This window comes from Paenibacillus cellulosilyticus, assembly GCF_003182255.1.
Lineage (GTDB): Bacteria > Bacillota > Bacilli > Paenibacillales > Paenibacillaceae > Paenibacillus_T > Paenibacillus_T cellulosilyticus.
Genome location: NZ_QGTQ01000001.1, coordinates 111,777 through 129,504 on the forward strand (window position 1 = coordinate 111,777; position 17,728 = coordinate 129,504).

At 47.0% G+C, this 17,728-nt stretch carries 7 protein-coding genes; all 7 read right to left on the bottom strand.

Going from position 1 to position 17,728, the window contains the following annotated elements; genetic code table 11:
* Nucleotides 1–83 precede the first annotated feature (83 nt).
* Nucleotides 84–4,418, bottom strand: a complete 4,335-nt coding sequence (locus DFQ01_RS00450; RefSeq protein WP_110041912.1) for an Ig-like domain-containing protein — start codon at nucleotides 4,416–4,418, stop codon at nucleotides 84–86.
* 133 nt (nucleotides 4,419–4,551) lie between these two features.
* On the bottom strand, nucleotides 4,552–5,754 hold the full coding sequence (gene metK, locus DFQ01_RS00455; protein WP_110041913.1) for a methionine adenosyltransferase: 1,203 nt from the start codon (nucleotides 5,752–5,754) through the stop codon (nucleotides 4,552–4,554).
* Between the two features lie 261 nt (nucleotides 5,755–6,015).
* Nucleotides 6,016–6,297 (bottom strand): alpha/beta-type small acid-soluble spore protein, encoded by a 282-nt coding sequence (locus DFQ01_RS00460; protein ID WP_110041914.1) that lies wholly within the window; start codon nucleotides 6,295–6,297, stop codon nucleotides 6,016–6,018.
* A 418-nt stretch (nucleotides 6,298–6,715) separates the two neighbouring features.
* Complete coding sequence (locus DFQ01_RS00465; protein ID WP_245946464.1) at nucleotides 6,716–7,222, bottom strand: hypothetical protein; 507 nt, start codon at nucleotides 7,220–7,222, stop codon at nucleotides 6,716–6,718.
* Nucleotides 7,223–7,296: 74 nt separating this feature from the next.
* On the bottom strand, nucleotides 7,297–9,804 hold the full coding sequence (locus DFQ01_RS00470; protein WP_110041915.1) for a hypothetical protein: 2,508 nt from the start codon (nucleotides 9,802–9,804) through the stop codon (nucleotides 7,297–7,299).
* A 323-nt stretch (nucleotides 9,805–10,127) separates the two neighbouring features.
* Nucleotides 10,128–12,827: an S-layer homology domain-containing protein gene (locus DFQ01_RS00475; protein WP_174812873.1), complete on the bottom strand. Its 2,700-nt coding sequence runs from the start codon at nucleotides 12,825–12,827 to the stop codon at nucleotides 10,128–10,130.
* Nucleotides 12,828–13,395: 568 nt separating this feature from the next.
* Nucleotides 13,396–17,571 (bottom strand): S-layer homology domain-containing protein, encoded by a 4,176-nt coding sequence (locus DFQ01_RS00480; RefSeq protein ID WP_110041917.1) that lies wholly within the window; start codon nucleotides 17,569–17,571, stop codon nucleotides 13,396–13,398.
* Between the last annotated feature and the right edge of the window lie 157 nt (nucleotides 17,572–17,728).

Below are 17,728 nucleotides of genomic sequence, written 5' to 3' on the forward strand. Positions count from 1 at the left end.
CTTGGCAGTTGATTTTTCACAAATAAAAAAGATCTCCTCCAGATCGTCTACCGATCCGAAGGAGATCACCGTACAAGCTGTACCTATGTCTGGAGGAATCCAACGTAAGTCAGCATCCGTTGGATCATAATCGTCGCTTCTGCACGCGTCGTATTCGACAGTGGTGCAAACGTCGTCGACGTTGTACCTGTAATCAAACCTGTGTAGACGGATTTCGCTACGTCCTGCTGTGCCCATTGGCTAATTGACTTCTTATCTTTGAAACGCTCCAGATAAGTAGATGTCGTCTGCGGCAGCGTAACAGCGCTGCCTACATATGACACCGCACGATTGAGCATTGCTGCTGCTTCCTGTCTCGTAATGTAGTCGTTGGGCTTGAATGTGCCATCCGAATTGCCCAGTACGATACCAGCCTTGGATGCTGCACCGATATATGCGGCGAGAGCCGTGCTAGTATTCACATCAGAGAATGCGGCTGCAGCGGCTTTGTCGCCGGCCAATCCAAGACCACGAGCGATAAACATTGCAAACTCACCACGTGTAATTGGCTTGCTTGGCTCAAACTTCGACGTGCTGCGGCCCTCTACAATATATTTGTTCGCCATGAGCAGAATGCTCGTGTTTGCCCAGTGCGTTCCTGTATCACTGAACGTCACATTACCTTTAATAACGGCGAAGCTGCCGTTCACTTTGTTCATAAAGGTTACTTTCGAGCCACTGCCCTCTGCTGCTACCTGCGTTGGCACGTAGGAGAGAACACCTGTTGCCGGATCTACCCATACGACAGCCGTCTGACGGCCATTCAGTGATGTTGTCGTCGTGACGCTGCGTGTTACGTACTTCGTGAGATCCGTCCATTCCTTCGTTGTGCCACCGGCTGTTACATCAAGCTCGAAATAAACCGGGTTCACATAAGTGACCGCACCTGTACGGTTAATCGCACTTGTCAGGCTGTATGATAAGCTTGCGGTCTTGTCGATCTTAATCAACAGATAACCGGTTGTGCCGCCGACGCCTAGAGCCTTAACGATTTGCGTGTAATCCAATGCAGCGCAAGGGATTTCGTACGTGATATCCCCATACTTCACGGTGAACGTTGGTGTACCGCCAACGTTTTTCGCATTTTCCAGCGCCTGCAGCGGTATAGCAGCTAGACCTGCCTTTTCTGTATCACTGATGTTCAACTGTACCTTCGGCGCAGTCGAGTTGATTGAGCGAGCTGCTGTATACGCATTGTTCAGGCTTTCTTCAAGCACTGTGTATTGAGTAGCATACAGGCCGCCCGGAGACATAACGGAGCTGGTCGTATAATGGTCGCTTTGAAGAAGAATTGCCCCTTCTGGTGTCGCATCGAATGCTCCGCTTACAGTGTCCGATGTCGTCTGGTTCGACACAACGAGATCGCTGAACGAACTAACCAACACACTGGATGTGTTGCGTAAACCACTGGAGTCAGACGCATAGCTTACGGTTACCGTCGCATTCGCAGGAACTGACGTATATAACGTCAACGTTACGGCATAACTGCTTACCTGCACGTTAGCAACTGGACTTACAACGCCTGCAACTTTGACCGTGAACTGGCTGGTCTTCGGAACATAAGACGTGTGCAGCGTTTCGGTGAAATAAAGTGTCAACGTCGTGTTAATGACAAACGCTGATGCTATTGTTGATGTGCTGCCTGTGTTAGTCGCCTGTACGCTGCTGAAGCTGCTTGCTAAGTTACCGTTCAAATCCCGCAGTGCCACTGAGCCTGGAACATACGTGACAAGAACCGTCGACATACTCGCCAAAGAGCTCGACATCGCTAGCGTCACTTCATTATTCGAAACCGTAACCGTACTGATCGTCTTCGCGACACCGTTCCCAATAACAGAATAAGAGGATTTCCCGGGAACGTACGAGTCACTCAGCCCTTCATTATACGTAAGAGTAACGTTCGATCCACTCACCGTAATGGACTGAAGTACTGGAGCGGTCGTATCGAGCACGTTGCTAATATAAAAATCGGTAAATGCCTGCACCGCATTGCCGTTGACATCATAATACGGATATGAACCTGGCGTATAGCTTACCGATACCGCTGAACTCGATGAGACTGAAGCGTTCAATGTAATATACATGATCGTTCCCGATACAGTAACGCTTGAAATCGAAACAGATGAACCTTTGACCTTTACTTTGATTTGACTATAGGCATAGGTGCTTGGCGTAGCCAATTGCGTATTAAACGTAAGCGTAATGGTTTTACCACTGAGTACACCGCTAACCGGTTTAGGAAGTGTCGTACTTAACGTATTCGTCACCGTCGTTCCTGATAGGTTCGCCGCAGCATTCCCTGATAGATCCTGCAGCGGACGAGTCCCTTTGGAATAGGTAACCTTAACTACTTGACCGTATATCGCGCCGCTTGCCAGCGTCAACGTAACGGTCTTGCCAGACACCTGAACGAGCGTAACCGCACGCGACTCATCGTTGACCGTTACATAATAGTTGCCTGTCGACGGAACCGATGTTGAATCTAACTCCTCATTGTATGTCAGTAGAATGGCAGAAGAGCCTGACATGACGGCACTGCTCAGCGTTGGCGCTGTACGATCGCTTCCGACCGTGCCGAATGCCCATTGCACCGTGTTCTGAATCCCTGCGAATTTGTTGCCAGCTAGATCGGCCACTGCATCCTCATCCAGTTCTACATAATAACTGACCGAAGCAGTCAAATTCGAATCCGGTGTCAAAATGAGATTTCGTGGTTCATCCGGATCCAGCGATAAAGTCGCTTTAACCGCGCCTGATGTTGTACTAGCACGATGAATAATCGCACTATCAGTGCTTTGAAGCAGCTGAATTGGCTCATTGAAAGTAATGATCAGCTTGGAATTGATCGCGACATTGTTCGCTCCATTCACCGGAGACAATGTCGAGATAATAGGAGCAGTCGTATCCGCCGTTACGCGGAAGCTCCACCCTGTCGTTGTCGATATGCCCGCATAATAATTGCCTGCCAAGTCACGGAACGCTTGTGAGCTAATTTGGACATAATACGAGGTATTCGTTACGAACGCATTGTGATCGATCGTAATCGTATTTGTACCCCCGCCTTTAACGTTCGAGGCAGTAATAGAAATCGTCTGGAAAGTCGCATTCGTACTGCTATTCTTAATGACAATGCTGCCACTGCTCTGATAAACCGGCTCATCGAACGTAATCGTCAGACTGTCTGTCGTTGAGGCCGTAACCGAACTGGTTGCAGGCGCTAGAGTGGTTACTTTAGGCGCCGTTACATCGGCGCCAGCGTTCGTCGAGAACGTCCAATCCGACGCATTGCTGATTCCTTGGTAGACAATACTACCGGATACGAATGCACCTGCATCAATGAGCACATAATAGCTTTTACTTGCTTCAAAAGAAGTGTGTCGAATCGTGATTACATTCTGACTGATTGTTACTGCCGATGAAGTAACCGCGATCTGTTGAAATTGCGAATTATCGCCAATGCGCTTGATCGTAATGTTACCCGTGCCTTTGGTTAAAGAGGATACATTCGTTACAGTCAAGACTAGCTCGTCTGTGCTGCTTACACCAGTAGCATTGTTAGCTGGCGTATAGCTCACCGTCATTGGGGGCTGGGCTGTGGTGAACTTCCAGGTTGAAGTGCCGGAATAGGAATTGCCTGCACTATCTTTAAATGCCCCAGAAGGGATACTCACCGTGTAAGTGCTGGAAGCTTGCAGCTGGGTGTTAGGCACAATCGTAATCGTGCTGGTTCCGCTCCCGCTTACCGAAGACGAGCCAACATCAATACTTTGTGTATCTCCACTCGAACGAGTGATCGTAATATTGCCACTTGCAGCATAAACCGGTTCGCTAAATGTAATGGTGAGCGCTGTTGTGAGCGAGACACCTGTCGCATTGTTAGCTGGCGTAAAAGTGGACGCCACAGGTACTGTGACATCGGCAGCGCTTACTGTGAATCGCCAAACCGTTGCATCATTCAATCCATCGAAGTTCGCACCATTAGACACATTGACGAAAGCCCCTTGGTCAATGCGCACATAATACGATACTCCAGCAGTGAGCGTTGTTGGCATGGTGATCGTTGCTACATATCCTGATGAACTGAGTGAGACATTGGACGAAGTAGCAGAAATCGTATTGATTTCCTCGTTCGTATCCACTCTCCTCACATGGATATAAGCTGCTGACGAGCCTTTCACGACAGCCTCGTCGAACGTAATCTTCAAATTAACGTTGCTAGGGACGGCAGTCGCTCCATTGGCTGGATACGTACTTGCGATTACTGGTGCTGATGTTGCAGCTTCTACTTGCTCGGACCAGCTTGTCCATGCAGGTATTCCTAGTTGCAGCATAAATACAATGACAATAATAAGGCTTATGCTTTTCCGATAATGTTTCAAAACTCATCCACTCCCAGTAAGACAGTCGTACCTATTTTGTCGGTATACAGGAAAGGAAAGTTTAGGTTAACTCGAAAAAACCGAATCGCAAATTGCGATTCGGTTTCATTTTGTATATCAAGCTGTCAAGCAATTAGCTCAGTGCACCTGCTTTAAGTAGATCCGCTTTATCAACGCGTTCCCATGGCAAATCGATATCTGTGCGGCCGAAGTGGCCATATGCTGCTGTTTTGCCATAGATCGGACGGCGAAGATCGAGCATCTTAATGATGCCAGCTGGACGAAGGTCGAAGTTTGCTTTGATCACCTCAACAAGCTTCTCTTCGCTAACTTTACCCGTACCGTACGTATCAACGTTGATCGATACCGGCTGCGCTACGCCGATTGCGTAAGCAAGCTGGATTTCGCATTTGTCCGCGAGGCCTGCAGCTACGATGTTCTTCGCTACATACCGTGCTGCGTATGCTGCCGAACGGTCAACCTTCGTTGGGTCTTTACCGGAGAATGCGCCGCCGCCATGACGTGCATAACCGCCGTACGTATCAACGATGATTTTACGACCCGTAAGACCTGCGTCACCTTGAGGTCCGCCGATTACGAAACGGCCCGTAGGGTTGATGAAATATTTCGTTTGCTCATCGAGCCATTCTGTAGGAACGACTGGTGCAATAACATGTTCACGAATGTCTGCTTGGATTTGTTCCAGTGCAACTTCTTCAGCATGCTGCGTCGAAACGACAATCGTATCGACACGAACTGGTTTTCCATCGACATACTCGATCGTCACCTGCGTTTTGCCATCAGGGCGTAGGTAGTCCAGTTGACCATTCTTACGGACTTCAGCCAGTCGACGTGCGATACGATGCGACAATGCGATAGGAAGCGGCATCAACTCTGGCGTTTCGTTCGTCGCGAAGCCGAACATAAGCCCTTGGTCGCCTGCTCCGATATCTTCATTCTCTTGCTGTACGTCCTTGCCTTCACGCGATTCAAGAGCAGCGTTAACGCCTTGTGCGATATCTGCTGACTGCTCATTAAGCGACGTTAAGACGGCGCAAGTGCTGGAGTCAAAACCGTATTTGGCACGTGTGTAGCCGATTTCCTTAATCGTGCGGCGAACGATTGCAGGGATATCCACATAGTCCGCACTACTGCTGATTTCGCCGATAACAAGTACGAGTCCCGTAGCTACCGAGACTTCGCACGCAACGCGTGCGTTCGGATCCACCTCAAGAAATGCGTCTAGTACTGCATCTGAGATTTGATCGCAGATCTTATCTGGATGCCCTTCTGTAACGGATTCCGAAGTGAACAAATGTCTGCCTTTCAACGACATCTCAACAACCTCCTAAACCTTGTACTTTATTATGCACAATAATTGCGATATGCCTACATGAGAAAACCTCTATCGAGGTCTCTCGAAGATGAGCGACCGCGTTTAGAGGTTGGTTTTATCGCAAATAGGAACGTCTGTCCTCACATTCATGCCTTAGTGAAACTAAACTTTCCTATGTGGTAAAAAATGAACCTTTTCCGACTGGAAAAGGTTGCACACAACACTTCTAACATATTATGATACTTGATCCACCATGGTGTGTCAATGGAACGATCCGTTTCCATTAAGGACAGCTTCTGCTTGTTGGACTAGTCGGCGAGTAATAGCACCGCCTACAGCGCCTGCTTGACGGGTTTCTAACTGCCGCCACGGTATGCTGCCACTCGCTGCGCCAATCGTTCCGAATTCACCAGCGAATTCTGTATCGCCTTCTGCTGTAAACCCTGATGATTGAACAAGACCAAGCTCTGCGGCGATTTCATATTTCATTTGATCAAGAGCCTGACGACATTCCGGAACAACCTTACGATTAGAACGAGCCATAATTAGAGCACCTCCGAAGGAATAGTGGATAGTTAAGATCGTGCTATTATCGTGCTCGGTTCGGGCTCGCTTAAAGCGTATAACCTTTTGTCAGGAAGGGAAGAAACAGGATGAGGATAGGGGTTTCGCCCCTTGGACCCCGTTAATATCTATCCAATTAAAGATTTTCTCCCACCTAGATTTCCACCCCTTCGACCCCGGAATGGGGAACGTGGGAACGATAGAGGCGCGCTCGCATACTTGCGTGTGGGGAGTCGCGTGCCCCTTCGAGGCAAGCCTACTGTGGCGTATTCTTACAGTTCTCTAAATCGATGTGAGGCGACTTACTCTAGACCCTTACCGCGATAATAATTCCACATAAAAAAGACGGCCCCGTAAGAGGCCGTCTCATGTGGTGAATCATTAGCAGTAGGGATAATTATTGCAGTTGATATTGACCACGAACAAGCACCGTGAGACCGTTCTTCTGAGCCGGATCCGGCTGAACACCGCGTCCGCCACGAGGGAATAGTATGAGGTGGTTGTTCGGCACCGATTTGCCATTCGTAATATCTTTACCGTCGGTCAAATCGGAGATGCCGTTCGCATCGCTGCTATACGCGACTGCTTTGCCAGCACGAACAACGAATTCTGATCCATCCTTGGCAATTAACGTCTTGCCCAGCGGCACTGTAACAACGACAACCTCACTACTATTAGCGCTAAGTTGTTCCGTAATCAGCTTCTGTACATCTTCTGCTGTCATACCGCCGCTCTGGCTGCCAAGCTTCTGATCGACATAGCTCTTCGTAACGACTGGGTCGTCAATTGAGCCTGGAACAATCGTGTCGCCTTCTGCTTCTGTTGTCATAAAGGCGCCAACATAAATGCCTACTGCAACAACAGCTACACTGGCCATTAACTTCATTGCTGATTTCCGTTTCAAACGAATCCTCCTTCCAACCTCTCTTATACAATACTAGATTGGAAGGATTTGATCTAGCTTTTACGCGGAAACTATTATTCTTTCTCGTACCAAGTGAAGTCTTTCGTAGCAAGAAGAACCTTCGCATCATCGATCACATCATAAATGTTGACCGTGTACGTATTGAATTGCTGAATCTTCTCCAGAATTTCACTATCACTGAACGTTACCGTCGCATGAAGAGCGGTTCCGCTCGGTAATCCAGGCGTTGTGCCATCGCCTTCTTTATCTAATGTATACGTCTTTGTATACGTTGCATTAGACATCTCATGATCGACAAACTCAAACATAAGATTGTGTTCAGCCGCTACCGAATCATATTCATCAGAGTCTACCAGATCATAGTCGAAGTCCAGTTTAACACCGTTTACCGCACTGCCAGATACAGACAGCGTGTTGTATACGCTGCTCATCGAGAACGTATAGTTCGCAATTGGAATGTTCTTCAGCGTAGTCAACGTTGCGCTTGCTTGCGTTCCGCTTAGCTTGTATGCAACTGGATTAACGACGATTGTGCTCTCCGTCGCCGTTGTTCCGCTTGTCGAAGTACTCGAATCGGTAATCGCCTGACCAATGATCAGTTGATAGTTCGATACATTGAAGGTCTTGTTAAGCTTACCCCATGCAGAAATGAGAACTTTACCGTCAGGAAGTACCTTTTCCTTCATTTGCGATACCTCTATCGGAATAATCGTACCTTTATCATCCTTAATATAAGCACCGATATTACCGATCAAAGCATTGCGTTCTTCGTTGTTGACTGCTACAAATTCGCTGTAGAAGTAGCTCGCTGTCGAACTCTTATAAATATTCGATTTCAGAAGCGTAATACTTGTCTGGTGGCCAACTCTATCGATCACGTATTCCTGATTCTGATTATAAGTCGGGATACTCGAGATCGACGAGCTATTGAACGTGTACAGCGTCTTAGCTGTCTTCCCTTCTACCGGCGCGGTCAGAACGAAGGTCACGTTATCCAAAGCCGTCGTATAAGGAATCTCCGAATAGACAACGAAACGGTATTTGCCTTTCGAAGCAATGTTGATCGTGTCATCCAATGGGACTGCCTTCGCTTCTGCCGTTACTTTGACACCGTTCACTAAGAAGTAACCGCTCAAGTTAGGTGTAGCCTTGGAAGTCGAGCTTATATTCGTTACCTCCAGCTGTGCAATCAACTGGTCATTGTCCGCTTGCGGCGCTCTTTCCAACGTACTAAGCTTCACTTGATAGGAAGTGTCATACGTATAGACACTACCTACAGCACCTTGCTGAGTAGCACCGTTAATCATATAAGTTCCAATAACATAGCCTGACGTCGTCTCTCCATCAGCTACCCGTACAATTAACTTAGAAGTATTCGGGTCAACGGATTCCTCGATCGTTCCCGACAGATTAAGAACTTTCTCGATACCAGGCAGCAGCTTATCGCCATCTGCCTTCGTATAGGACAGCGGATATTCTACTCCACTCTTCGTCCGAATGAAAAACTCCAAATCAGGTAATGCTATTGCAGCAGCGTCAATGTTCTTCAGTGTGAAGTCCATCGTAATATCCGTCGTATCGTCGCTTGTCGTTAAGAAGCCTGTGCTGGCCGATGTACTAATACTTCTGCCGTCCATAAACACTGCACGAGTGCTGCCTACACCTACCGCTGAAGATGCTTTGAGTGCTGGTATAACGAAGGCACCGTTCGCGAGCGATACATTATTCGTTTCATCCTTCGTATACGAAATGAGGTTTACGGATTTGCCCAGTACTGCAAGTGGAACCTGCGACGTGAACGTCACGATCTTACGTTGACCTGGCTGGAGTGTAACTCCACTTAAATCAGCGCTTACGTCGTATACCGAGTAGCTTGCCGTTTGCAATGCAAAATTCAATTTGCTTGCATCGACACTGCTAGAACCTACATTCTCAAGAAGGAAGCTAATTGTTACGTATCCACCGTTCTGATCCTGTGTTACATAGTACTGCTTCAAGGCACCTTTGACTTTGCTGTTAGAGCCAAACAAAATCGTCTTAGGTTGGTAGGCCGCTGTCTTCTCCGTTTGTCCCGCTGGGAATTTAATCGTTCCGACACTACGCTGATAGTTTGGTTGACTGAAATCCCACGCAATTATGTCGAATGTAATATCCGAAATCTGCGTTGTCCGATCCACGATAGCGTAATATGTAATATTAACAGAAGATTTCGGAGCAACTTCTGTGATCGATTTATCGGAGCTACTCGTATTCGCTTTAAATACTTTGCCTGACTTGCCTTTCAAGCGCATGAAGTAATCTTGCAAATCGAGCTTCGAATTGCCATCATTCGTAACTGTCACCGTATACGCTAACACTAGACCTTGATCCTGCATAAGCAGTTGTACATCTCGAACAGCAATTGTACTACTCGAATTCAACTTCACTGCTTTACTCGATATTGACGTAGTGGCTGCTTGTGCTACAGCTGACTGACTCCATGGCAAAATTGATTGAATCGGATTTGCCAATAATGCAAAGGCTGCTGCAGCCGTAATGCTATGCTTGACGATCTTCCGCAATTGATATTCCTCCTTATGTTATGGAAAGTGGTTATTACTTTAGACGCGATAACGGTATCATTTGTTTCATCTCATACCGTATATTCCTTATCCACCATATCATCTTGTACCTTACTCTAATGTAATTGATCTTAATGAACTGAATATGAACAAACGCTAACTTTGCTGAATCCTACCGAAAACAGATAGGTATGGCCCTTCTTGAACAAGGAAATAATAGTTAAAAAAAAACAAAAAAACACCCCTAAGTCATACAGACTAAGGAGTGCTTTTCTTGATTACTCAGCGGAACCGAAGTCCCGCTGAATAATGGATATTGCTAATTACTTAACGTATACGCTAACCGAGCCGATTACACCGTTGCTTGCAACGTACGAGATCGTTACGGAACCGCCAGTTGCGTTACCGTCTGCATCCACGTCGAGCGTGTTAAGCGTACCATCAGCATTCAGCTTGAGGATGTCGTTGTCCGAAGATGTCCACGTACCTACTACCGCACCAGAAGCTGCGATGTTGATACCGTATTGGTCATAAACTTCGAGTTGGTTAACGATGTTAGCCAGAACAGTATTTACATCAGCAGCTGTAAGCGTCCATTCAGTCGTGTCGAACTCTACGCTTACTGCTTGTTGAGCATCGTCACCAGCTTTAACAGCTTTTTCAGCCAGTTTCGTAGCGCCGTTCCAAGCTGTCAGCGTAGCATCGCCGTCAGCTACATACTTGAGTACGTTAGTACCTGCAACTTTTACAGCACCCAAGTTGCTCGACGTTACGGACGTCAGGAAGCGCGATTGATCGATCGCTACTGTTTTGCCGTCAGAAGTTTTACCAACGAGGCTGATCGACTCATCTTGGAATGGAGAAACCGTGTTGACCGAGTTGAGATCGTCAATCGTGAACGCCGTTACTTTGTCGTCTGCAATCACGTTAACCGTGATATCGATCGACGTACCGGAATCGATTGCACCATCGCCATTGATGTCCAGACCTACTGTGAACGTTTCTTTACCAGTCGCAGCACCTGTTACCGTGAACGCACTGCCACGTGTACCAGACAGGTTAGCCACATTGTTAGAAGTCTTCTTAGTTACGAGCAGATAATCGTTGCTATCAAGAACACGACCGTATTGGTCTTTGATATTAACGCTATCGTTGTCGATATCGTCAGTACCACCAATGCTGTAGTACGTAGCGAAGCCATTGTTCGAAGCAACCTTCGTCGCTACAGCTGCTGCTTTAACATCTAACGTGAAGTAGCTGGATACCAGGCCATTAACAACAGCATAAACTGTAGCTGTACCGGAAGTAATGTTATCAGCCAAGTTAATGTCAAGCTTCAGTTCACCTTTGGAATTCCAAGTAGGTGTTACTGTTTGACCATTAACCATGAATGTAACGTCGCTGTTAACGTCTTTCTTAGCGAATTCTGTTGCAGCGATTTTCGTGCCATAGCTATCTGTAGCTGTGTAAGGAATCGTTACAGTGTCACCATTAGCAACAAGAACGCCTGGCTTCGTCATTTGGAACTTCGCAACGTCAGCCGTAGCGCTAACTACTACTGTCGTAGAAGCCGATGCACCAGCCGAAGAGTTCAGAGCCGTAATAACAACCGTACCATCATTGTCAGCATTGAACGTCAGAACGCCGTCGCTGTCAACCGTAAAGGTAGAAGCGTCAACCACTTTTTGGCTGTTCGACGCGCTATAGCCCGTTGCGATGAATGTGATGCTGCCGATTGTAACCGAGTTGTTCGTGCTGCCATCTGCAACTTCATAAGTTCCTTCAGGAAGAACATATTTGTTGCCGTCTGCATCAACGAACGTGTATGGCAGAACCAGACCTTCGTCGCCAGCCGTAATACGTGTATTGCCTTCAAGCGGAGCAACCGTACCCAATTTCAGGGAAGTGATCGCACTTGCATCTGTCGCTGTGAACGTCTTCGATACGGACGTACCCGTGCTCGAGTGAACTGCCGATACAACGATGATGTCGCCTTTGGAAACTTCGTCGCTGTTCAGATCAACTGTGTCGTCTGTTACTGTAAGATTTTGACCTGTCGTGCCATTGTATGCACGAACGTCGAACGACTCGTTTTCAACAACTGCGCCAAATTGGTCATAAGCTGTAACATCGAGGTCTTGGCTCGAACCAACCATCAGCGAAGTAGCGCCAATTGCGATCTTCGAAACTTTACCTTCTACAATCGTTACCGATTGAGCATCTTGACCGGAAATTGCTACGCTGTACGTACCTGCTGCCAGGTAGTCAGCCGTCAGCGTTACAGATGTAGCGTCAGCAGAAATTGCTTTCGTTACGCTGTACGAAACTTCGTCTTGGCTCAGACCGAACGTCAGGTTGCTTTGCTCGTCAGCCGTCAGAGCACGGTTGAATTGAACCGTGATTGCTGTGGAACCTGTTTGCGATACTTTGGATACCGCCAGGTCTGCTACTGTTTCTTCTTCGTCAGCAACAACAGCGTATACAGCGTCAACGAGTTGACCGCGTGTTGCAGCTACGTTGTAGTTCGAGAAGCTAGGGATGATTTTAGCGTCAAGAGCTGCTTGAACATAACCTACTGCCCATGCGCTTGCGCCTTCAACCGTAGCACCTTCAACTGGCTCAAGGCCCAGTGCCAGAACGAGCGTTTTAGCGAGTTCTTGGATTGTAACGTTGCCGTTAGGATCGAATTTGTTGTTGCCAACGCCTTCCATCAGTTGAGCTTCAGTTACAGCACCGATGTAGCCTTTAGCCCAGTGCGTAGCGGATACGTCACTGTACGTGGATGCTGCTGCGTTCTCTTCGAGGCCAGTGCCAACCGTGAGAACTTTAGCGAATTGCGCGCGAGTCATTTTTTGGTCAAGACCTGCAGTACCATCTGGGAAACCATCAAAAATACCGAGTTCTTTCAGTGCTGCGAATTTCTCATCTTGTGTAGGAGCTGTTGTTTCAGCCGCGTATGCTGCCGATGCGAACATCGAAAGCACCATGGATGAAGCTACGAGCATAGACAAACTTTTTTTCATAACCTTTTTTTCTCCTCCTCTAAATTGCTTCGGTTGTTGAGAGTATTGAATGGATAGTGAATTGCTCGTTTCCCTCATTTGCGATTCACCTCCTTTCCAGAGTTGAGCAGTAATTGGATATAAATAATGTCTGCAAGCATGTTAACCCTATGTAAAAACATGTCGCAGAAACTTGTAAACGTTTGAAGAAAATTCTGGTAGAGAAGCTAGACCACTATAACATTATACAGTAGACTAACTCAAGCGTAAAGAGGATGATGAGAATAAGTCCGATCTCTATCTCTCATAAAAACCCGCATTTTCCGCTGTTCTTATACGTTAGACGCAGTTCGAAACTAAAAGTTGCGGCTTTGATCAAACTTTTTCTTGTCTTGGGTATTTCTTTTTTATCTGCACTTTCGTTCCCTCTCAGGAACATCCTTAGTATAGCTTGCAAAGGCGGAATACGTCGATACTAAAGTTTTACCAAGACTTTATGAATCGTATGCTGTCGAATTGACTCCACAGAATCGATCCGATAGAAAGACGGCACCTGCTTCATGCAAGTACCGTCTTCTTAACATACGATCTAGTTCAGCTTAGGAAGCTTCTTCGTATCGACGAGCATCTTGCCTACAATAATTGCTGCATCGGAACGAAGCAGATTAGCTTTTGGTTCGAATACATAGCCTTTAGTCAAATCACTAGAATCGACAGGGGAACCTGTAATGTACCCTTTCTTAGCGATAGCTAGAACGGATGCTTTGGCATAATAGTCGATCGAGCTATAGTCTTTGAACAACTTCTGCAGCTGCTTATCAATCTTAGTCGAGTCTGTCTCCAACTTCAGCTCGAGCGCCCGCGCCAGAATGACAGCTGCGTCACCGCGAGTCAAGTTCCCGCTAGGCTCAAACGTACGAGGCTGCGTACCGCGAATGATGCCTTCACGTGCTGCAGTCTCTATATAACGATAATCCCAAATGGCATCTTGGTTCACGATTTGCGGCACATCATCAAACGACGGGTTACCCAATGAGTAGTTAAGCGGTATGTTCAGGGATTTTACCATCATACGAGCAAATTCACCGCGCGTCGTGTACATGTCTGCACCGAAGTCATCGCTGCCTACCGAGTTGATAATACCTTTGGCGAACAACGCCTCCATATAGTTCCGTGCATATGGATGCGATGTAACATCAGAGAACGAATAAACCATTTTGCCAACAACATAGTAGCCGAATTTCGTGAATGGTATCGTAATCGTGTTCTTTGACATATCCACTACGCCGCCGAGGTTTTCCCAGTACTTGTTCTCATTGTCGAAGCGGTAAACGGTGATGACCGTTCCTGCAACTTCTTTCATGTTTGCGTCAAATGCCAGCGTGAGCGATCCTGTCTTGGAAGCAACCAGCTCTTGGCTCGTGTCGCGATCATAATAAGAAGAAATTTCAGTTCCGTTCGGACCATTCTGGTTGCCAGGGAACTGGTACGGGTCTACCCCTCGTGTAATTGGGTCATAATCGCTCGTCGTAATGTCGTCCGCCAAACCGGCATCCAGCCAGAATACTGAGCTTACCTTCGAGAAGCGCGTCGGGAATGAATACTTGAACAATTCACCATACGATGTAACGAGCTGGTCAAATCCGGATGGTTCGGATTCGAAGTCATGCCGGTCAATAACGCCGTCTTCCGGGTTCGCAATAGCGTACAAAATATTGTGGTTCGTGAATACTTGGCTCTTATACTTCTCAGCTACGTTGTAATCGTTGCGAATGAGCGTTGTACCTTTCGGGAACGTTAGTGCCAACGCGCCATCGAATACTTTCTGGGAGCTGGACATTACCTTAGCGTACTGTGCGCCTGGAATGTTCGTAGGTGCGTAAGTAATCGTGATCTTGCCATCCGTCTTCTCATTCGCGTTGGCAATCGTGAATTTAATATCATTCTTGCCAACTTTCAGATCAGAAACAATGACACGGAAAACGTCGCTGTACTCGTAATCACCATTGTAATCGGCGTCGTACTTACCAATCTTCTCCGCCACTTGCTTATTGATCGTTACCGTCTCTGCACCCGGTGCATCGATGAGCACTTCGATGAAGTTCTGGTTCACGATGTCTCTCTCTGGCGTTTTGATTGGCCGAACAATGCTGTAAGGCAGCGCGGTTGGATCCACCTCAAGGCGAGCCGTTGCTTTGGAACCATACAGACCACTGTTATACGCTGCAAAATTATAAACGCTGGACGTACCATCGCTGTTGAGTTGTTGATCCTTTAAGATAAATGCGAATGTCTGTGTCTCAATATCATAACGAACAAACAAGCCATTCGAATCTACATTCTCAATATCAACCGTCGAAGGGTAAGTGCCCACGTACGTCTCTGTCGTACTGTTATAGATCGCGAACGGCATCGACAGATTCCATTCTATCGGATCAGAAAGCGCTGTACTCGTAATGCGAAGAATATAGTCGTTAAGTTGAATACCCGATGCCGTCGTCGTACTCGACGAGCCGGACGTTGTCAGCTTACTGGTAATGCTTGATATATTCTTGCCAAGATCGATAAAATCAAATGTACCGAATATGTTCATTTTGGAACTATTCGTCGTATAGATCGAACCATTCTTAGGGAATTTCGGATCGCTCTGTACAGGTACAATCGATGCGTTCGTATCGGTCGTGTACGAGAACGGGAAAATACCAAGAGAACCCTCTACCGGAATAACCGGCAGGTTTGTCGGAATAATGTTGAACTTCACCGTCTTCTCATAGAACGTATTCGTTCCTTGGAACACGAACCGCACCGCATTTTCTCCACTGAACATGACGTTAAACACATTGAGGTTCGTTACGTCGCCAGTTCCGTCATCAATTGGTGCGAGCTGGAACCGTGTCTTGTCGATGGTACCCGTGGAATCCGTAACAGGATCCAATTTGAATAATACGTTATTTACATAGAAGAAAATCGACTGCGCTTTACTGTTAGCAGGCGTTACGCTATCAATGTACGCATCATATTGAATTTCATCCGTGTCATTCACGTTTTGAATTCTACCCAAGAACTGTTTCAGAACCGTGCTAACGAGAGCGTCTGCACGAGCTTGGCGATCAGCAGTTGTATCATCATACACGATCAAGCCATCATACAACGATTCGTAGCTGACATAAGGACCATAGAGCATCGTAATCGTCGCATCCATGCTGCTCTCAGTTGTCGTTGATCTGCCCGCATCAATTGTGAATGTAAGGGTCTGTTTGCCCTCGAAAGGCAGTTTCGTAAACTCCAAGACGAGTCGCAGGAATGACTTGGATACCCCGTTAACCGTTCTAGTTACTGTTGCGCTTTCCACTTCAGCAACCGTATATCCTGTAGTTGCAACTTTTGAAGAGACGGCGCTTTTGATCTGCGATATAGTCAAACCATCTTGCATCTTGTTTGCATTGCCGATCAACACCTCAACACCAATCGGCATACCATACAGGTTCTGACCATCCAGCGTAACGCCCGTCATATTCGTTGTGCTTACGCCTGACTGATAACCCTGCAGGAGGTTGATTTGGTCAATATAAGGTTTGTTGCTGTCGACCAATGTGAAATAAAGCCCATCCGTCCCTTGGTACGTGCCAGTCTCTTCATTGATCGTTTGCATCGTCAAGCTGAATGTCTGACCCAGCGGGAGCGTCGTTGGCAAAGTGAGTGTGTACTCGTACACAAAGAAAGGATCCGTCACGCTGTAATTCCCGCTAATGCTTGCATTAAAGTCGGCACTTGTGAAGTTTTTATAAACCGTACTTCCGCTTGCCAGTGTGCCCTTAATGTTGCTGAGAATTTGAGTTGGATCCGGATGTGGATTCGCAGCTGACTCGCCTGTACGTTGGACATAGTTGTTCGGAACGATAACTTTACCTTTAATCTGTAAACCGCTCATATCCGTAACGAAGCTTGGGCTATATTCGAGCGCTGAGCTCGAGCCCGTATCGTCGGATATGTTAACGTCATAAAACGTTACACTGCCGTTATAGAACGCAACCTCACGCGTTGTTTTGAGTGTCTGACTGCCGTTCGATACGGTAATCGTAATCAAGTTTTTGCCTAAAGTAACAGCAACAGGAGAAGCAACAAAAGAATAACTGCTTGTACTGTTTACCGAGAATGTGCGCGAGCTGCCGTTTGAATCAACCGTAACGCTAGTTGCATTCGGCGCTTTACCGGAGATCGTAATGTCAGCCGTTGTCTTATTCTTCGTGCTCGAGGAATAAACCACTGCCGTGCTGCCTTCATTCAAGGCGAAGTCATTGCCATATAAGGATGCCTTCAAATCATATAGTGTCGGTCCATCATGATAATCGATATAGATGGAGTTCGAGACCTGTCCACCGCCCTGTGTACCCGTAAACGTAATCTTGTTCATACCTGAGAACAATTGAATGTTGTACACCTGGATGGTTGTGCCGTTAATATAAACGTTACTCGTCAATCCTTCACGGCTCGAACCAATTTGCTCATCTACGCCAGGGTTGTTCACATCGTAGCCAACAAGCTGGTACACGCTGTATACAACAGAGCTGGAATTGACACCGTTGAGCGTACCTGTCAGTGTTACAAGCCCATTCGTTGTAATGCGCGCTTGACCAGGAGTATCAAATTCCGTTGGAAACGAAAAGCTTCCCGACGTGGCAGCTGTCGCTGTCTTGCCGGCGCTTGGAAGCATGCCGATGACGATTGCGAGCACCATAAACCAGATTCCAATTTTCTTTGTCACAATGTGCCTCCTCCAATAACACGGGTTTCGCTATATACTTGTACTTCCATTATCGGACCCAAAGCGACAAAAGTTTAGGTTATACGACCAATTCATCCCCAATGAATGTCACATTAATGTTTCTGCACGCAAAAAAAGCTTCGGCCCCCAGCGGGAG